This is a genomic window from Pseudomonas sp. Wu6 (assembly GCF_019891515.1).
In the GTDB taxonomy this organism is placed as follows: Bacteria; Pseudomonadota; Gammaproteobacteria; order Pseudomonadales; family Pseudomonadaceae; genus Aquipseudomonas; species Aquipseudomonas orientalis_A.
On the sequence record NZ_JAFLXH010000001.1, the window covers coordinates 52,950 to 70,413 of the forward strand.

17 protein-coding genes are annotated in these 17,464 nt (G+C 61.8%); 6 read left to right on the plus strand and 11 right to left on the minus strand.

The features are described from left to right. Window positions 1-14: 14 nt before the first annotated feature. The 7 genes from hflX to J1G34_RS00230 form a co-directional block, all read right to left on the minus strand. Window positions 15-1,316, minus strand: coding sequence for a ribosome rescue GTPase HflX (gene hflX, locus J1G34_RS00200; protein WP_065886521.1), 1,302 nt, complete (start codon window positions 1,314-1,316; stop codon window positions 15-17). A 12-nt stretch (window positions 1,317-1,328) separates the two neighbouring features. Then, window positions 1,329-1,589, minus strand: coding sequence for an RNA chaperone Hfq (gene hfq / locus J1G34_RS00205; protein WP_016976904.1), 261 nt, complete (start codon window positions 1,587-1,589; stop codon window positions 1,329-1,331). A gap of 95 nt (window positions 1,590-1,684) precedes the next feature. Next, the gene (gene miaA / locus J1G34_RS00210) at window positions 1,685-2,656 is read right to left on the minus strand and encodes a tRNA (adenosine(37)-N6)-dimethylallyltransferase MiaA (RefSeq protein ID WP_222992991.1); all 972 of its coding nucleotides are present in this window, start codon (window positions 2,654-2,656) and stop codon (window positions 1,685-1,687) included. Then, window positions 2,656-4,566, minus strand: a complete 1,911-nt coding sequence (mutL, locus tag J1G34_RS00215; protein WP_065894500.1) for a DNA mismatch repair endonuclease MutL — start codon at window positions 4,564-4,566, stop codon at window positions 2,656-2,658. Before mutL ends, miaA begins: the two co-directional genes overlap by 1 nt. Beyond that, window positions 4,566-5,987 carry an N-acetylmuramoyl-L-alanine amidase gene (locus J1G34_RS00220; RefSeq protein WP_065886524.1) on the minus strand — a complete coding sequence of 474 codons (1,422 nt, stop codon included), beginning with the start codon at window positions 5,985-5,987 and terminating at the stop codon, window positions 4,566-4,568. Before J1G34_RS00220 ends, mutL begins: the two co-directional genes overlap by 1 nt. Before the next feature lie 15 nt (window positions 5,988-6,002). Further along, the gene (gene tsaE / locus J1G34_RS00225; protein WP_065894498.1) at window positions 6,003-6,473 is read right to left on the minus strand and encodes a tRNA (adenosine(37)-N6)-threonylcarbamoyltransferase complex ATPase subunit type 1 TsaE; all 471 of its coding nucleotides are present in this window, start codon (window positions 6,471-6,473) and stop codon (window positions 6,003-6,005) included. Next, window positions 6,461-7,321, minus strand: coding sequence for an NAD(P)H-hydrate dehydratase (locus J1G34_RS00230; protein WP_065894496.1), 861 nt, complete (start codon window positions 7,319-7,321; stop codon window positions 6,461-6,463). The genes tsaE and J1G34_RS00230 overlap by 13 nt, the downstream gene beginning before the upstream one ends. A gap of 63 nt (window positions 7,322-7,384) precedes the next feature. On the opposite strand from J1G34_RS00230, the gene queG reads away from it, so the two are divergent. Further along, a complete protein-coding gene (gene queG, locus J1G34_RS00235) occupies window positions 7,385-8,449 on the plus strand; it encodes a tRNA epoxyqueuosine(34) reductase QueG (RefSeq protein ID WP_065937000.1) in 1,065 nt (354 codons plus the stop codon). On the opposite strand, the gene J1G34_RS00240 is transcribed toward queG, so the two are convergent. Both J1G34_RS00240 and orn read right to left on the minus strand, forming a co-directional pair. After that, entirely contained in the window at window positions 8,446-9,063 is a 618-nt protein-coding gene (locus J1G34_RS00240) for a trimeric intracellular cation channel family protein (RefSeq protein ID WP_170827587.1), read from the minus strand. The genes queG and J1G34_RS00240 overlap by 4 nt on opposite strands. Window positions 9,064-9,685: 622 nt before the next feature. Then, complete coding sequence (gene orn, locus J1G34_RS00245; RefSeq protein ID WP_065886529.1) at window positions 9,686-10,228, minus strand: oligoribonuclease; 543 nt, start codon at window positions 10,226-10,228, stop codon at window positions 9,686-9,688. Window positions 10,229-10,336: 108 nt separating this feature from the next. Here orn and rsgA point away from each other — a divergent pair, with 108 nt between their 5' ends. Both rsgA and J1G34_RS00255 read left to right on the plus strand, forming a co-directional pair. Beyond that, entirely contained in the window at window positions 10,337-11,368 is a 1,032-nt protein-coding gene (rsgA, locus tag J1G34_RS00250; protein ID WP_065886530.1) for a small ribosomal subunit biogenesis GTPase RsgA, read from the plus strand. A 286-nt stretch (window positions 11,369-11,654) separates the two neighbouring features. Then, window positions 11,655-12,050 carry a type II toxin-antitoxin system PemK/MazF family toxin gene (locus J1G34_RS00255; RefSeq protein WP_083203225.1) on the plus strand — a complete coding sequence of 132 codons (396 nt, stop codon included), beginning with the start codon at window positions 11,655-11,657 and terminating at the stop codon, window positions 12,048-12,050. Window positions 12,051-12,110: 60 nt separating this feature from the next. Here the strand turns inward: J1G34_RS00255 and motB are convergent, their stop codons facing one another. Next, on the minus strand, window positions 12,111-13,133 hold the full coding sequence (gene motB / locus J1G34_RS00260) for a flagellar motor protein MotB (protein ID WP_065894492.1): 1,023 nt from the start codon (window positions 13,131-13,133) through the stop codon (window positions 12,111-12,113). A 3-nt stretch (window positions 13,134-13,136) separates the two neighbouring features. Next, window positions 13,137-13,988 carry a flagellar motor stator protein MotA gene (motA, locus tag J1G34_RS00265; RefSeq protein WP_065886533.1) on the minus strand — a complete coding sequence of 284 codons (852 nt, stop codon included), beginning with the start codon at window positions 13,986-13,988 and terminating at the stop codon, window positions 13,137-13,139. A gap of 167 nt (window positions 13,989-14,155) precedes the next feature. Here motA and J1G34_RS00270 point away from each other — a divergent pair, with 167 nt between their 5' ends. From J1G34_RS00270 to asd, 3 genes are read left to right on the plus strand one after another with little or no spacing between them, the layout of a single operon-like run. After that, on the plus strand, window positions 14,156-15,691 hold the full coding sequence (locus J1G34_RS00270; RefSeq protein ID WP_065894490.1) for an HDOD domain-containing protein: 1,536 nt from the start codon (window positions 14,156-14,158) through the stop codon (window positions 15,689-15,691). A 57-nt stretch (window positions 15,692-15,748) separates the two neighbouring features. Beyond that, complete coding sequence (rhdA, locus tag J1G34_RS00275) at window positions 15,749-16,564, plus strand: thiosulfate sulfurtransferase (RefSeq protein ID WP_065894488.1); 816 nt, start codon at window positions 15,749-15,751, stop codon at window positions 16,562-16,564. A 15-nt stretch (window positions 16,565-16,579) separates the two neighbouring features. Then, complete coding sequence (asd, locus tag J1G34_RS00280) at window positions 16,580-17,440, plus strand: archaetidylserine decarboxylase (RefSeq protein WP_222992993.1); 861 nt, start codon at window positions 16,580-16,582, stop codon at window positions 17,438-17,440. The last annotated feature ends 24 nt before the right edge of the window (window positions 17,441-17,464 follow it).

A 17,464-nucleotide genomic window follows, 5' to 3' on the forward strand; every position in this document is an offset into this window, starting at 1 on the left:
GCTTTCTCAGGCTTTTATTGCAAAGTGTGTTGTTCGATGAACTCCGCCGGTACAACACCCTCGCGACTGACCAGTCGATTAAGCTCCGCGCGTGGCAATCGAACGGCCAGCAAGCTGACACCTTCTTCGTCGTGTTCTTCTTTCTGTACCGCGCCCAGCTCGAAAAACTGTGCACGCAGTCGAGCAAAACGCTGCGGCAAGCGCAAGGTGCCCACGAACAAATCGCCGCCGAGCAACTCGGCGATGGCTTGCTCAAGCAATTCAAGGCCACTGCCATCACGCGCCGACAGCCAGACCCGCTGGGGTCTGCCATTCTCATCGCGCTGGATTTGCGGCTCGACGCCTTCAAGCAAATCGAGTTTGTTATACACCTCGAGGATCGGCAAGTCCTGGGCACCAATCTCGCCCAGCACCAGCATCACCTGCTCGATCTGCAGCATGCGATCCGGCTCGGCCGCATCGATCACGTGCAACAGCAGGTCGGAATTGCTCGACTCTTCGAGCGTAGACCGAAATGCCTCGACCAGCTTGTGCGGCAAATGACGAATGAAACCTACCGTATCGGCCAGGACAATCGGCCCCAGGTCGTCAAGATCCAGGCGGCGCAGGGTTGGGTCGAGCGTCGCGAACAGTTGGTCGGCCGCGTACACGTCCGACTTGGTGACGTTATTGAACAGCGTGGACTTGCCCGCGTTGGTATAGCCCACCAGGGACACGGTGGGGATATCGGCACGGGAACGGCCACGGCGCGATTGCTCGCGCTGGCTGCGGACTTTCTCCAGGCGGCCCTTGATCTGGCGCAGGCGAACCCGCAACAGACGTCGGTCGGTTTCCAGCTGGGTTTCACCCGGGCCACGCATGCCGATGCCGCCGCCCTGGCGCTCAAGGTGCGTCCAGCCGCGAACCAGCCGTGTGCTCATGTGGTCAAGCTGGGCCAGTTCGACCTGGAGCTTGCCTTCATGGGTACGCGCGCGTTGGGCGAAGATATCGAGAATCAGGCCGGTGCGGTCGATCACGCGACACTCGAAGACACGTTCGAGGTTACGCTCCTGACTCGGCGTGAGGACGTGATTGAAGATCACCAGATCGGCTTCTTCGGCATGGACCAGGTCGCGCAATTCTTCGACCTTGCCGCTGCCAATCAGGTATTTGGCGGTTGGCCGATGACGCGGCACGTTAAAAAACGCAACGGTCTCGGCGCCGGCCGAATTTGCCAACTCCTGAAACTCCTGCGGATCTTCGCGCGCCTCAGGGTCCTGTCCATCCAAGTGAACGAGGATTACTCGCTCACCACCACCGTGGCGCTCAAAGAACAAAGGAGACTCCTATCAGGCGTTACCTGGCTCAGCGTCAGCTGCTTCATCACCGGCAGCGCTAGGCAGACGGATTGGACGAACAGGGACGACTGTCGAGATAGCGTGTTTGTAAACCATCTGGCTGACGGTGTTTTTCAGCAGGATCACGAACTGGTCGAACGACTCGATCGTACCTTGCAACTTGATACCGTTGACCAGATAAATGGAAACCCCCACTTTCTCTTTACGTAAGGTATTCAAGTAAGGGTCTTGTAGCGAATGCCCTTTTGACATGTGCCGCACTCCTTTAAGGATCAATAATAAAAAATCGGAAAAATAAATAGCTCATGGCCGCCACACCCCCAAGGATAGACGGCAATTGCAAGGACTCAGCTCAATATGGAGACCGTTCCCAGGTATTTCAAGGCGCGTGACAGATTGTCGCTGTCCAGGCTGTCCAGCCAGTGCAAATCGCTCCAGCTGCGCAGCCAGGTGAACTGGCGCTTCGCCAATTGGCGCGTGGCAATGATGCCGCGCTCCTGCATTTCGGCTGACGTCAGCTTGCCATCCAGATGATCCCAGACTTGGCGGTAGCCTACAGCACGTATCGAAGGCAACCCCGGATGCAGATTACCTCTTGAACGCAGTGCTACGACCTCCTCCACAAACCCCTGTTCCAACATATTTGTGAATCTTTGTGCAATTCGTTCGTGCAGCACCTGGCGGTTTGCCGGAGCGATGGCCAGGTTCGCCACAGTATAGGGCAATTGTGACCGGCCAGATGCGCCTGCGTCAGCACTTTGCGCAGTTTGTTTCAGCCTGTGTTCAGTCATGGTCTGGCCACTGACACGCCAGACTTCCAGGGCACGGGAGAGACGCTGGGGGTCATTGGGGTGAATGCGCGCCGCCGACACCGGATCCACCGCCGCCAACTGATCGTGCAGGGCTTGCCAGCCAAGGCGTGCGGCCTCTTCTTCGAGTTCGGCGCGCACCTGGGCATCGGCGGGCGGCATATCCGCCAGGCCTTCCTGCAAAGCCTTGTAGTAGAGCATCGTGCCGCCGACCAGCAACGGGATATTACCCCGCGCGGTGATCTCGGCCATGGCGGCCAGGGCGTCGGTACGGAAATCCGCAGCCGAATAGCTCTCGGCCGGGTCGATAATGTCGATCAAACGATGCGGATGCTGCGCCAGCACCTCTTTCGAAGGCTTGGCCGTGCCGATGTCCATGTCCCGGTAAACCAGGGCAGAGTCCACACTGATCAGCTCGCACGGCAGGACCCTGGTCAGTTCGATGGCCAGGTCGGTCTTGCCGGCGGCCGTGGGGCCCATCAGGAAGATCGCGGGGGGCAAGGAACTCATCAGCGACCGCGCAGGAACAGTTTGTCCAGATCATCCAGGCCCATCTGGGTCCAGGTCGGTCGGCCATGGTTGCATTGGCCGCTGCGCTCGGTGTTTTCCATGTCGCGCAGCAGGCCGTTCATTTCCGGCAGGGCCAGGCGACGGTTGGCGCGGATGGCGCCGTGGCAGGCCATGGTGCCGAGCAGTTCATTGATATGCGCCTGAATGCGGTCGCTGGTGCCGTACTCCATCAGGTCCGCCAATACATCGGCGACCAGGCGGTTGGCCTCGGCTTGCTTGAGCAGCGCGGGAATCTGGCGGATGGCCAGGGTCTCCGGGCCCAGGCGTTGCAGTTCGAAGCCCAGCTTCTGGAACACACCGTGGTGCTCTTCGGCGCAATCGGCTTCTCGCTGGCTGACCGCCAGGGATTCGGGCACCAGCAGTGGCTGGCCACTGAGCCCTTCACTGGCCATGGCGATCTTCAGGCGCTCGTACATGATCCGCTCGTGGGCCGCATGCATGTCCACCAGCACCAGGCCGTGGGCGTTTTCCGCGAGGATGTAGATGCCCTTGAGCTGCGCCAGCGCGTAGCCCAAGGGTGGAATATCACCGCCACCCTCGGGCAAGGCGACGGTGCCTGGCTCGGCACCCGGCAGCGGCGCGAAGAACTCACGATAAGCCGCCTGGGCCTCGGCCACCGGCACGGTCGATTGCGGGCGCGGGGTGTATTGATACTGATAACCGGCGCCGGCGCCCGCGTTGGGTGCCGTGTAGTTGGGCTGCTGCGGAGATTGCAGCAAGTTGGCGGCCAAACTCATTTCGCCCTGAGGCCCGAATTCACCGGCCTCGGGACCGCTTGGGCGAACGACCGCCGTCACGATGGGCGCCGACAACTGATCATCCGGACGCACGTCGCCCAAGGCGCGGTGCAAGGTGCCGTACAGGAAGTCATGCACCATGCGCCCATCACGGAAGCGCACTTCGTGCTTGGTCGGGTGCACATTGACGTCAACCACCGAGGGGTCGACCTCAAAAAACAGCACAAACGTCGGATGCCGCCCGTTGAACAACACGTCGCGGTAGGCCTGGCGCACCGCATGGGCCACCAGCTTGTCACGCACTGCCCGGCCATTCACGAAGAAATACTGCAAATCCGCCTGGCTGCGGGAGAAGGTCGGCAAACCGACCCAGCCCCACAGGCGCAAACCATTGCGTTCAATCTCTATCGGCAGCGCCTGCTCCAGAAAGCCGGCTCCGCAGACTGCCGCCACGCGCCGAGCACGCGCGGCGTCGTCATTGGCTTCGTGCAGGCTGAGGATGGTCTTGCCGTTGTGGCGCAGATGGAATGCCACATCGAAACGTGCCAGGGCCAGGCGCTTGATGACTTCCTGCAGGTGGTCGAATTCGGTTTTTTCGGCCTTGAGGAATTTGCGCCGCGCCGGGGTGTTGAAGAACAGGTCGCGCACTTCCACCGAGGTGCCCACCGGATGGGCTGCCGGCTGGACCCGGGGCGCCATGTCACGGCCTTCGGTTTCCACTTGCCAGGCCTGCTCGGCGCCGCGTGTGCGCGAGGTCAGGGTCAAGCGGGCCACGGAGCTGATGGAGGCCAGGGCCTCACCGCGAAAGCCCAGGCTCATCACCCGCTCAAGGTCTTCGAGGTCGCGGATCTTGCTGGTGGCGTGACGGGCCAGGGCCAGCGGCAGGTCATCGGACGAGATGCCGCTGCCATCGTCCCGCACCCGCAGCAGCTTGACGCCGCCCTGCTCCACGTCCACGTCGATGCGTTTGGCGCCGGAGTCGATGCTGTTTTCCAGCAGTTCCTTGATCACCGAGGCCGGACGCTCAACCACCTCGCCCGCAGCGATCTGGTTCGCCAGGCGCGGGCTGAGCAATTCGATACGCGAGCCGCTATTCAAGACAGATTCGCTCATTACTGCGCCGCCAATTCGGTGCCCGGGATGGTCAACACCTGGCCGATTTTCAGCTCATCGGTTTTCAGGTTGTTGGCGCTGCGCAAAGCGGCGGGCGTGACCTGGAAACGTACCGCCAGCATGGCCACGGTGTCGCCGGGCTGTACGCGGTGGTCGCGCGGGCCCTGGGCAATTTTGCCGGAATCACGTAACCAGGCAATGTAAGTGCCCGGGGGCGGGTTCTGTTGGAAGAACTGACGCACACCGGCGCTGATCGAGCGCGCCAAGGCCTGCTGGTGGCTGGCACTGGCGAGCTTGGATGCCTCGTTGGCGTTGGAAATGAATCCGGTCTCGACCAGGATCGACGGGATATCCGGCGACTTCAGCACCATGAACCCGGCTTGTTCCACGCGCTGTTTGTGCAGCGACGTGACCCGGCCGATATTGCTCAGGACCTTCTGGCCGACGTTCAGGCTGGAGGTCAGCGAGGCGGTCATCGACAGGTCGAGCAGTACGCCGGCGAGCATTTTGTCCTTGTCGTCGAGGGACACGTTGCCGGCCCCGCCGATCAGGTCGGAACGGTTTTCGCTGTCGGCCAGCCAACGGGCGGTCTCGGACGTGGCGCCACGATCCGACAGGGCAAACACCGACGCACCGAAAGCGGCGCTGGAAGGTGCGGCGTCGGCGTGGATCGAGACGAACAGGTCCGCGCCCTTCTTGCGGGCGATTTCAGTACGCCCGCGCAACGGAATGAAGTAGTCGCCGGTACGGGTCAGTTCGGCGCGATAACCTTTCATGCCGTTGACCTGGCGTTGCAGTTCGCGGGCGATGGCCAACACCACGTCTTTTTCATGCTGGCCGCGCGAACCGGAGGCGCCCGGGTCTTCGCCACCGTGACCGGCGTCGATCACCACGATAATGTCGCGCTTGCCTGCCGGAGCGGGCGGCGGCGGTGGCAGCTTGACCTGCGGTTGCGAGGGGTTGACCGGCACCGCAGGCACCGTCGCCACGCTGGGCGTCGGCACAGGCGGCGGCGCGGCATCGGCAGGGTTGTCGAACAGGTCGACCACCAGGCGGTTGCCATATTGAGCGTTGGGCGCCAGGGAAAAGCTTTTGGGGGTCACGGCCTTTTTCAGGTCGATGACCACGCGCAGGTCGGTCGGCGTGCGCTGGGCCGAACGCATGGCGGTAATGGGTGTATTGGCGGTGGAGACCTTCAGCGGCGCAGCCAGGCTCGCACCGTTGATGTCGATCACCAGGCGATCAGGCGCCGTGAGGGTAAAGACGCTGTGCTGGACCGGGCCAGACAGGTCGAACACCAGTCGCGTGTTATCCGGCGCTCGCCACAGGCGAACACTTTTCACCTGTGAAGCAGCCAGAGCATTGACAGTCATTGCCGCAAGCAACACCCCCACGACAGCAACCAACGCGCGAAAGCGCATACCTAACCCCACCAATTATTTGAATTCCAGTGCCAAAGCGGCGCACCACGACTGGCCGCGCACGCTCTGGGGCAACAACTTCAACTGACGTCCGTGCTCATGCGGCGTAATGGTAATGGTCATGTCCGGCTTTGGCAAAAAGCCTGTGCCTTTATTTGGCCACTCGATCAGGCATAACGCGTCTTCGTCGAAATAATCACGGATGCCCATGAATTCCAGCTCTTCAGGGTCCACCAGGCGATAGAGGTCGAAGTGGAAAGCGCGAATATTACCGATCTCATAGGGTTCGACCAGGGTGAACGTCGGACTTTTTACCGCGCCGGCATGCCCCAAACCGCGAATGATGCCCCGGGACAGCGTGGTCTTGCCCGCCCCCAGGTCGCCCTCGAGGAAGATCAGCCCCGCCCCGGCCGTGACCTGGGCAATGCGCCGGCCGAGGTCGACCATGGCCTCTTCATCGGCCAGGAAAAAAATCACTTCAGACACGGCGACTGCTCCTCCAACAATTGACGAATGGCCGGTATCAGATCACTGGCGGCCAGGCCGCGGCCAAACGTGCCCTGGCGATCCCCTGCCGTGGCGTGCAACCACACGGCCAGGCAGCTTGCCTCATAAGCGGGCATGCCCTGGGCCAGCAGTGCGCCTACCAGCCCGGCCAACACATCGCCCAGCCCTGCCGTCGCCATCGCGGGATGGCCTTGGTCACAGCGCGAAACACGTCCGTCCGGGCTGGCGATCAAACTGCCGGCCCCCTTGAGAATAGTCACCGCGTTGAATCGCTGGCTCAACGCGCGCGCCACCTTAAGGCGGTCGGCCTGAACCTCGGCTGTCGAAATGCCCAACAGGCGCGCGGCTTCGCCCGGATGCGGGGTGATCACGCAGTTGGCCGGCAGGCTGACGCTGCCGGTCGCCAGTTGATTCAAGGCGTCGGCGTCCCAGACTTGCGGCTGCGGCGCGTTGGCGGCGACGGACAGCAGGCTTTTACCCCAGGATGCGTCACCCAGACCGGGCCCGATAACAATGACCGAGATCTTTTCCAGCAGGCCCATCAGCTGATTGGCCGAACTCACGCCCTTTGTCATCACCTCCGGCAGACGCGCCAGCGCGGCGGGAACATGCTCCACGCGTGTCGCCAGCGACACCATCCCCGCCCCACTGCGCAATGCACTTTCGGTACTGAGCAGCGCTGCCCCGCCAAAGCCTCGGTCGCCGCCAATCACCAGCAGGTGGCCAAACTGACCTTTATGCGCGTCCAGCGAACGCGCAGCCAGTTGCGGCAAGTGGCCCGGCAACAACAGCTGAACGTCGGTTATTTCATGTTTTGTCTGAGGCATGCGTCTTCAAGCTCCGATGTCTGGCAGAATTATACGCATCTAACCTGTGGTTTCCCGTGTCTCATGCCCGCTATTACCTCCGATCTGCCCGCCCTCGCCCAATCGATCAAAGACTGGGGCCGCGAGCTGGGCTTCCAGCAAGTCGGCATCAGCGGCCTGGACCTGGCCGAGCATGAACAGCACCTGCAACGCTGGCTCGACGCGGGCTACCACGGCGAGATGGACTACATGGGCGCCCACGGCAGCAAACGTTCGCACCCCGACGAGCTGGTGCCGGGCACCTTGCGCGTGGTGTCGCTGCGCATGGATTACCTGCCCGGCGACACCCAGATGGCGCAACTGCTGGCCCAGCCGGAAAAAGCCTATATCTCGCGCTACGCCCTGGGCCGGGACTATCACAAGCTGATCCGCAAGCGCGTGCAGCAACTGGCCGACCGTATCCAGGCGCAGATCGGGCCGTTCGGCTTTCGTGCCTTCGTCGACAGCGCGCCGGTCCTGGAAAAAGCCATCGCCGAACAGGCCGGCCTCGGCTGGATCGGTAAAAACACCCTGGTCCTCAATCGCAAGGCCGGCAGCTATTTCTTCCTCAGCGAACTGTTTGTCGATTTGCCATTGCCGGTGGACCCACCCCACGCCACCGAACACTGCGGCCGCTGCACCGCGTGCCTGGACATCTGTCCTACCAACGCCTTCGTCGGCCCCTACGTGCTGGATGCCCGGCGCTGCATTTCCTACCTGACCATCGAGCTCAAGAGCGCCATTCCCGAAGACCTGCGCCCGCTGATCGGCAACCGTGTATTTGGCTGCGATGACTGTCAGATCGTTTGCCCGTGGAATCGTTTCGCCCGCACCACCGCCGAAAGCGATTTCAAGCCACGGCACAATCTGGATAACGCGGAACTTGCCCAATTGTTTATGTGGGACGAGGATAAATTCCTCAGCAGCACCGAAGGCTCACCTTTGCGCCGCGCCGGTTACGAGCGCTGGCTGCGCAATTTGGCGGTGGGCCTGGGCAATGCGCCGTCGAGCATTGCGGTGCTGGAAGCGTTGAAGGCGCGGCGCGATTACCCGTCGGAAATGGTGCGTGAACATGTGGAGTGGGCGCTCAAGCAACACGCCGCACGCTAGTGGACGTCGTCGTTGTAGACGAACTTGGGCATTTCCCAGTGAAAACGGATCGCCAGCAGGCGCAGTAGAAAGCCGCTGAACAGGGTCAGCAGAATCGCCTGTTCGCTGGGCAATTGCAGATACAGGCACAGCAAGTAGAACCAGGCGGCCAGGAACGACACGCTGGCGTACAGCTCACGGCGAAAGATCAGCGGGATGTCGTTGCAGAAGATGTCTCGCAGGATGCCGCCAAATACGCCGGTGATCACGCCGCTGACCGAGGCCACCAGCATGCCATGCCCCATTTCCAGGGCGGTCATGCAGCCGATCAGGGTGAACGCCACCAAACCCAAAGCATCCAGCGCCAGGAACAGCGAGCGCAGGCGGCGCATCAGCGGTGCGATAAAGATGGTCACCAGCGCGGCCACCGAGGTCAGCACCAGGTATTCAGGGTGCTTGACCCAGGTCAGCGGGTAATGCCCCAGCAGCACATCGCGCACCGACCCGCCACCCAGCGCCGTCACGCAGGCAATCAGCACCACGCCAAACCAGTCCATGCCGCGTCGACCGGCGGACAAGGCGCCGGTCATGGCTTCGGCGGTGATGGCGATGAGGTAGAGCATCAACAGCATGATGGCGATCCTTGCAGGGAGGTCGGCAGTCTAATCATTTGCTGATGGCACCAAAAGGGGGCGCTCCGAGATAAACCCGGTCGCCCTTCAACACTTGGATTTGCAAATCCATTCCAATGTGGGAGGGGGCTTGCCCCCGATGGCGGCCTCAGGGCCGACCAGGATGTTGAATTGGGTTGAGTACATATCCGTTTCTGCGGTCACGGCTGCTAATGGTTCCGCTTTTACAGCGGCTCACTTTTGAAAAGCGCAAAAGTAAGCAAAACGCTCTTGCCCCACCACTCGGCACCTCGCCTGGGCTCGGTGTGCCCTCTCTCCGGCTTGAATCCGTGGGCCGCCGCAATGGGCCATCCTTGGCCCAGTGCGGCTAACCCGGCGTCCTGCCGGGTTACCCACGGATTCAAGCCTGCGTTCGGCCAGCGTGGTTTAACGGGGCGCCTGAGATCAAAAGCAGATCAAGATCAAGGTCAAGAGCGGCTCGCTTCGCATCGTGGTTACGGTTGAGCGCTACAGAGTTGTGTAGATACCTATGCCCCGATAAGGGAGTGTCAGTCAATGCATCCGGGCCTGACACACCGCCATCGGGGGCAAGCCCCCTCCCAAATGTCCAGCGGTCGCGTCGATTTCACGCCTTGATGAAATGCTTGCGGTAGTGCTGCAATTCGGCGATCGACTCGCGGATATCGTCCAGCGCCAGGTGCGTGCTGCCCTTATGGAAGCTGTCCTTGACCTCCGGCGCCCAGCGCGCGGCCAGCTCCTTCAAGGTCGACACGTCCAGGTTGCGATAATGGAAGTAGCTTTCCAGCCCCTTCATATGCGTATAAAGGAAGCGCCGGTCCTGGCAGATGCTGTTGCCGCAGATCGGCGACTTGCCCCTGGGTACCCATTTTTCCAGGAAGGCGATGGTTTCGGCTTCGGCCTCGGCCATGCTGATGCGGCTGTCGCGTACCCGCTGGGTCAGGCCCGAGTTGCCATGGGTGCGGGTATTCCACTCATCCATGGTGGCGAGCACGGCATCGCTGTGGTGAATGGCGATCACCGGACCTTCGGCCAAGGTGTTGAGGTTGCTGTCGGTGACAATGGTCGCCATCTCGATGATGACGTCGGTGTCGGGGTTCAGACCGGTCATTTCCAGATCGATCCAAATCAGGTTCTGTGGGTTTTGCATGGCTTGATTCTCTTGGCACCTTGGCGTAGCTGCGCAGTTTAGCAGGCGGCGCCGTGCTAGACTCGCGACCGTTTTACCCAACTTTTGCATTATCGACACGGAACACCAATGGCCAAACGCCAGCTCAATCGTCGCCAAAACTGGCGCATCGAAAAGATTCAAGGTGAACGCGCAGCGCGCGCCGCCAAACGTGAATCCTCCGCCGTGGAAGCGCTCGAGGGCGGCGACCTGGGGCCCGAACAAACCGGCCTGGTGATCGCGCACTTCGGCGTGCAGGTCGAAGTCGAGGCGCTGGAAGGCGAACTCGCAGGCACGGTGTCCCGCTGCCACCTGCGCGCCAACCTGCCCGCGCTGGTCACGGGCGACAAAGTCGTGTGGCGCGCCGGCAACCAGGGCATCGGCGTGATCGTCGCCCAGTTGCCACGCAGTACCGAACTGCGCCGCCCCGACAGCCGCGGTCAGCTCAAGCCGGTGGCGGCCAACGTCGACATGATTGTGATTGTGTTCGCGCCGCTGCCCGAGCCCCACGCCAACCTGATCGACCGCTACCTCGTCGCCGCCGAGCATGCCGGTATCCGCCCGCTGCTGCTGCTGAACAAATTCGACTTGATCGATGAACAGAATGCTCCGGCGCTCAACGCTTTGCTGGCGGTCTACCGCACCCTGGGCTACCCGGTGCTGGAAGTGTCGGCCCATCACGGCAACGGCATGGAACAGCTGCAACAGCAGTTGGACGGGCGCATCAGCGTGTTTGTCGGCCAGTCGGGCGTGGGCAAGTCGTCGTTGGTCAACAGCCTGCTGCCGGAAGTCGACACCCGCGTCGGCCCGCTGTCGGAACTGTCCGGCCAGGGTACGCACACCACCACGACCGCACGGCTGTTCCACTTCCCCGGTGGCGGTGAACTGATCGACTCCCCGGGCATTCGTGAATTCGGCCTCGGCCATGTCAGCCGCAGCGACGTGGAAGCAGGCTTCATCGAGTTCAACGACCTGATCGGCACCTGCCGCTTCCGCGACTGCAAACACGACCGCGAGCCGGGCTGTGCACTGCTCAAGGCGCTGGAGGATGGCCGTGTGCAGCAGCAGCGGATGAACAGCTATCGGTCGATTATTGCGAGCTTGCCTGAGAGCAGTTATTGACGGTCAATTTCTTGATACACATAAACCAGGGTGCTGAACGCCCTAGCCCATTGATTTAACAGGAGCAGGCATCAAGAATCCGGGTCAACTGGGTGGCTGATACACACACGCCAGCTTGTATTCGGATTTCCTGATGCCCATAATTGCTCCGTCACCAGCGAAAGCTGGCAGGAGTCTGGATCCTTTTCGGAGTTGATCCAGCGGCGCAGAAGGGGCGAAGCAAGCTCCGCTGCGTGTCGAATGAAGCCGCCTTCGGGCGGCTTTGCTTTTTGTGGGGAATTAACAGTTGGCTCTCTACTATCACCCCAAACAAGGCGATGTACTGCTGTGTGACTTCACACGAGGTTTTGTAGCGCCAGAGATGTTGAAGATCCGTAAGGTCGTAGTGATATCCCCAACCTCTACACATAATCGCAAGCTGTGCACCGTTGTGCCGATTTCCTCGACCGCACCAGAAATCCAGTACGACTGGCACCCTCTACTACGCGCCAACCCACTTCAATCCGACGGTTATAAAGAGCTGTGGGTGAAATGCGACATGATTTACACCGTCAGCTTCGAACGCCTCGACAAATTGCATAGAAAGACTCGCGCCAAGGGTCGAGAGTACTTCGTACCACGCCTGTGCGCTGATGATATGCGCGGCGTAATCGGTGGTATCAAAGCGTACCTGCCACTCTGACCACACATGAAAAAGCCCCGAATGATCGGGGCTTTTTCATGTGTGGCTTATAGAAGCCGCTTACGACCCCGGCGCCGGCGCAGGCACCGTCGGGTCCTTCACCCCACCGTCATCAAACAGGTTCAGCTTTTGACGCAGCTCATGGGCCGGCAGCGGCTCCTGACCTGGCGGGAGCGCGTTCGGGTCCGCCGGCACTTCACCGGGGGCGCCCTCACCCTGTGCAGGCGGTGGCGGCGGCTGATCGCCCTCAATCGCACGCTGGGCCTTTTTGGTCAACACAACGATATCGATACGCCGGTTGATCGGGTTGAACGGATCTTTCGGATCAAACAACTGCGATGACGCAAAGCCCACCACCCGCGCCACTTGCGGGTCCGGATAGCTGCCGGCCACCAGCGCGCGGCGGGCGGCGTTGGCGCGGTTGGCCGAGAGTTCCCAGTTGCCGAAGTCGCCCTGCCCCGCATAGGGCTTGGCATCGGTGTGGCCGCTGACGCTGATCTTGTTCGGCACCGCCTTGATGGTGTCGGCCATGGCCAGCAGGATATCTTCGAAGTACGGCTTCAAGCGCGCGCTGCCGGAATCGAACATCGGCCGGTTGGCGGCGTCGGTGATCTGGATACGCAAGCCTTCCGGGGTGATCTCGAAGGAAATCTGATCCTTGAATTTCAGCAGTTGCGGGTTTTCCTCAACCTTGTTCTGCAGTTCCTGCAGCAACAGCTCAAGTCGCTCTTTCTCGACCTGTTCGGCCATGGTTTCGACCTGATCGCGCTCGATCGGGATTTTCTCCTGAGGCGATTCGGTCTCAACTTCCGGATTGATGGTGCGCTCCGGCGCCAGCTGCGGCGAGCCGCCCAGATCGATTACGAAGGGTGTACCACTTTCCGAAAAACCAATCGGGTCCTTGAAGTAACCCGCAATGGCGATCTTCTGTTCAGGGGTGGCGGTGGACATCAGCCACAGCACCAGGAAGAACGCCATCATCGCAGTCGCGAAGTCGGCGAAAGCGATTTTCCAGGCGCCGCCGTGATGCCCCGCGGCGAAGCGCTTGACGCGCTTGATGATGATCGGCTGGTTGTTTTCCATGGCTTAGCGACCGCGAACCGCTTGTTCCAGCTCGGAGAAACTTGGGCGATGTTTCGGGTACAAGACCTTGCGCCCGAACTCCACTGCCAGCGACGGCGGCATGCCCGACGCCGAGGCGACCAGGGACGCCTTGATCGCTTCGTAGAGGTTGATTTCTTCCTTGGCGTCATGCGCCAGGGAGGTGGCGAGCGGACCGAAGAAACCGTAGGCCGCCAGGATACCGAAGAAGGTGCCCACCAGCGCCGCACCGACGTGCATGCCGATGGCCGCCTGATCGCCCTCGCCCAGGGAGGCCATGGTCACCACGATACCCAGTACCGCCGCGACAATACCGAAACCCGGCATGCCGTCGGCAATCCCGGTCACGGCGTGGGAAGGATGCTCCAGCTCTTCCTTGAGGCTGAACAGCTCCATGTCGAACAGGCCTTCGAGCTCATGGGGCGCCATGTTGCCGGAGGACATGATGCGCAGGTAATCGCAGATATACGCGGTCATGCGCTCGTCCTTGAGCACGGCCGGGTACTTGGCGAAGATCGGGCTGGCGGCGGCGTCTTCGATATCCCCTTCGATGGCCATCATGCCTTCGCGGCGGCTCTTGTTGAGGATCTCGTAGACCAGCCCCAGCACTTCCAGATAGAACGTGTGGGAGAAGCGCGAGCTGAACATGCCCAGCGACTTCTTGATCACGTGCATGGTCATGTAGCCCGGATTGGCCTGCAAGAAGGCACCAAAGGCGGCGCCGCCGATGATCAACACTTCGAAAGGCTGAATCAGCGCGGCAATTTTACCGTGGGACAGGACGTACCCGCCGAGCACACTTGCGATGACGACAATGATGCCGATAATTTTAGCCATAGGGGATCTGTACTTGCGCCGTCGGGTTCATGGACATAGTGGGTGCAGCTGAAAAACTCTTGTTCTACTTATCGGCGAAACTGCGCCAGACTATAGCCCGTTAAGGCGAAAAGCCAATTCAGCCCGTTACGGGTGTGTTGAACACATATGATGATCGCGCCCCAATCATGGCTAATGAAACGACAGTCCCAACTGCAAGACCCACCACCCTCGCCGCCTGGATCCAGCGCCTGGACGACGTGCTGCTGCCCGTTCCCCAGGCCAGCCATGAGCGCGTGTGCAAAGCGATCCGCGACAGCCGCAGCTCATTGAGGGACATCGCCGAGCTGATGCAAGACAGCCCGGCCCTGGTGCTCAGCGTGATGCGCGAGGCCAACAGCCACACCCACGGCAGCCTGGCGGAACCGGCGGAAAACCTCGAAGTGGCGCTCAATCGCCTCGGCCTTAAACGCGCCGAAGAACTGCTGGTGCGCCTGCCGTCGGTGCCGGCCCGCGAGATTCCCGTCGCGCTGCGCCAACTGCTGCTGGTCAGCCAGCACGCGTCCCAGCAAGCCAACGGCCTGTTCGGCAGCCGCCTGGCGCGCCTGTGGCAGGATATCCATTGGGGCAGCCTGCTGTTTCTGTCACCGTTGTGGCCGATGGCCGTGGCCTACCCCAAGCTGCTTGAGGAATGGGAGCTGCGGGTGATCCACAAGGGCGAGTCGGCGCGCAAGGTCGAGCAGCAAGTGTTCGGCGTGCGCCTGCTGGACCTGTGCCTTGGCCTGACTGCGGCCTGGCACCTGCCGATCTGGGTATCCCAGGGCTATAACCTGCTGCTGGGCGAGCGGCGTCTGCTGGTCAAGGCATTGCGTATCGCCCGCGAAGACGACCCGCTGCGCCACCAGCAGTTACTCGACGCCGAACCCAACCTGCGCCGCTGGCTGAATCAGCCGGCCAACACGGTGCTGTTGGCCAACGGCCTGGCGCTGTCGGCGCAGGAGTCCTGGACCTGCCCGCACACCGAGCGCTGGCAATACCTCACTGCGCTGTACCTGCAAGAGCCACTGGGCGATGTGCAGCAGCAGGTTCACCAGCAAGCGGTCACCAGTGCCCGCAGCACCCTGATGCCTGATCTCTGGCACCCGGCGCTGTCGCTGATCTGGCCGTGGCACGTGCAAAAAGTCCATCGTGGCTTGCTGCCCGCGCCACCGCCCACGGCTGAAGCACTGGCGCTGTGGCGCAACCGTTGCACGGAGCTGCTGGTCGAGCCGAGCCGCTTTGCCAATGCGATGCACCTGACCACGTGCGCCAAGGAAGCCCTGGTCGCCAGCGGCATGCAGCGCGTATTGCTGTTCATGGCCGATCGCGCCTTGAGCACCTTGCGTGTGCATCAGGCCGATGGCTTGCCGAAGGACGCCGCCAACCTGAGCCTGGATGTGGTCAACAGTACATTGCTGCAACGCTTGCTGGAAAAGTCCGCCCAGGTGCGTCTCGGTCCTGACAACCATGCGCAGTTCGCCGCCCTGCTGCCACCGATCCTGCGCCGCCTGTTTACCGGCGAGCACCTGCTGTTGCGCTCGCTGAGCTGTAATGGCCGCGTGGTCATGCTGATGGTGGCGGACCAGGGTGGCGGGCCGTTCTCGGAAACCACCGTGCAAGCCTTCGGCAAAACCGCGCAATGCGTCGAAAAAGCCCTGCACAGCTTTACCAACCGCAGCGCCTGATGCTTGCGCTACAATCGCCCTCCTTTATCGCCAACATTTGTGCCCAGGAGACCTCACATGCCTGACTTCTCTGGCTTGCCGCTGGTGATCGAATGCAGCGACCTGCAAGGTCGCCTTGATGCCGAACACCTGATTCTGGTGGACCTCACCAGTGCCGCCCGCTACGCCGAAGGGCATATCCCCGGCGCGCATTTCGTTGACCCCAGGCGCACCCAGTTGGGCCAGCCGCCCGCGCCGGGCCTGCTGCCAAACAAGGCCGACCTGGAAAAACTGTTCGGCGAGCTGGGCCACACACCCGATGCCACTTATGTGGTGTATGACGACGAAGGCGGCGGCTGGGCCGGGCGTTTTATCTGGATGCTCGACGTGATCGGCCATCAGAAATACCACTACCTCGACGGCGGCCTGCTGGCGTGGCTGGACGAGAAGCACCCGTTATCCACCGAGGTGCCGCCCCCCGTCGGCGGCCCGGTCAGCCTCACCTTGCATGACGGTCCCACCGCCACCCGCGAATACCTGCAAAGCCGGCTCGGCGCGGCCGACCTGGCTATCTGGGACGCACGCGGCCCGCTGGAATACTCCGGTGAAAAAGTCCTCGCGGCCAAAGCCGGGCACATCCCCGGCGCCGTGAACTTCGAGTGGACCGCCGGCATGGACACGGCGCGCAGCCTGCGCATCCGCCGCGACATGCCGCAAATCCTCGAAGACCTCGGGCTGACCCGCGATAAAGAAATCATCACCCACTGCCAGACCCACCACCGCTCTGGCTTCACCTACCTGGTGGCCAAGGCGCTCGGTTATCCACGAGTCAAAGGTTATGCCGGTTCCTGGGGCGAATGGGGCAACCACCCCGACACCCCCGTTGAGATTTAAGGTTTAAGGACAGTTATGAAAAAGCAGTTGTTTATCCTCAGCCAGTATTTGCTGCCACACCACTTGCTCTCGCGCCTGGCCGGCTGCATTGCCGAGTGCCGCGTGCGCTGGTTCAAGAATGCCTTCACCCGCTGGTTCGCCAAGCGTTACCAGGTGGACATGTCCCAGGCGCTGGTTGAAGACCTGACCGCCTACGAGCACTTCAATGCCTTCTTCACCCGCGAACTGAAAGACGGCGCGCGCCCATTGGATCAAACGCCGGGCGCCGTACTGAGCCCGGCCGACGGTGCCGTCAGCCAGCTCGGCCCGATCGAACATGGCCGTGTGTTCCAGGCCAAAGGCCACAGCTTCAGCGTGCTGGAACTGCTGGGCGGCGACGCTGCGCTGGCTGCGCCGTTCATGGGCGGCGACTTCGCCACCATCTACCTGTCGCCCAAGGACTACCACCGGGTGCATATGCCACTGGCCGGTACCTTGCGCGAGATGGTCTATGTGCCAGGGCGAATTTTCTCGGTGAACCAGACCACCGCCGAGAACGTACCGGAACTGTTTGCGCGTAACGAGCGGGTGGTCTGCCTGTTCGACACCGAACGCGGGCCGATGGCGGTGGTATTGGTGGGCGCGATGATCGTGGCCTCGATTGAGACCGTATGGGCCGGGCTGGTAACGCCGCCCAAGCGCGAACTGAAAACCTTTCGCTACGACGAAGCTGCCCGTGCGCCGATTCACTTGGAAAAAGGTGCGGAGCTGGGGCGCTTCAAGCTGGGTTCGACCGCTATCGTGCTGTTCGGGCCGGATCAGGTGAAATGGACCGAAGCATTGTTGGCGGGCTCGCCCGTGCAGATGGGCCAGGGTATCGCAACACCCAAGGCCTGACGCAGAACCAAGCCCCCTCCAACA

What these genes read in the sequence shown, in the direction of transcription:
- hfq (WP_016976904.1), bottom strand. Translation starts at nt 1,589, where the DNA reads ATGTCAAAAGGGCATTCGCTACAAGACCCTTACTTGAATACCTTACGT.
- miaA (WP_222992991.1), bottom strand. Translation starts at nt 2,656, where the DNA reads ATGAGTTCCTTGCCCCCCGCGATCTTCCTGATGGGCCCCACGGCCGCC.
- mutL (WP_065894500.1), bottom strand. Translation starts at nt 4,566, where the DNA reads ATGAGCGAATCTGTCTTGAATAGCGGCTCGCGTATCGAATTGCTCAGC.
- J1G34_RS00220 (WP_065886524.1), bottom strand. Translation starts at nt 5,987, where the DNA reads ATGCGCTTTCGCGCGTTGGTTGCTGTCGTGGGGGTGTTGCTTGCGGCA.
- J1G34_RS00230 (WP_065894496.1), bottom strand. Translation starts at nt 7,321, where the DNA reads ATGCCTCAGACAAAACATGAAATAACCGACGTTCAGCTGTTGTTGCCG.
- queG (WP_065937000.1), top strand. Translation starts at nt 7,385, where the DNA reads ATGCCCGCTATTACCTCCGATCTGCCCGCCCTCGCCCAATCGATCAAA.
- orn (WP_065886529.1), bottom strand. Translation starts at nt 10,228, where the DNA reads ATGCAAAACCCACAGAACCTGATTTGGATCGATCTGGAAATGACCGGT.
- rsgA (WP_065886530.1), top strand. Translation starts at nt 10,337, where the DNA reads ATGGCCAAACGCCAGCTCAATCGTCGCCAAAACTGGCGCATCGAAAAG.
- motB (WP_065894492.1), bottom strand. Translation starts at nt 13,133, where the DNA reads ATGGAAAACAACCAGCCGATCATCATCAAGCGCGTCAAGCGCTTCGCC.
- motA (WP_065886533.1), bottom strand. Translation starts at nt 13,988, where the DNA reads ATGGCTAAAATTATCGGCATCATTGTCGTCATCGCAAGTGTGCTCGGC.
- J1G34_RS00270 (WP_065894490.1), top strand. Translation starts at nt 14,156, where the DNA reads ATGGCTAATGAAACGACAGTCCCAACTGCAAGACCCACCACCCTCGCC.
- rhdA (WP_065894488.1), top strand. Translation starts at nt 15,749, where the DNA reads ATGCCTGACTTCTCTGGCTTGCCGCTGGTGATCGAATGCAGCGACCTG.
- asd (WP_222992993.1), top strand. Translation starts at nt 16,580, where the DNA reads ATGAAAAAGCAGTTGTTTATCCTCAGCCAGTATTTGCTGCCACACCAC.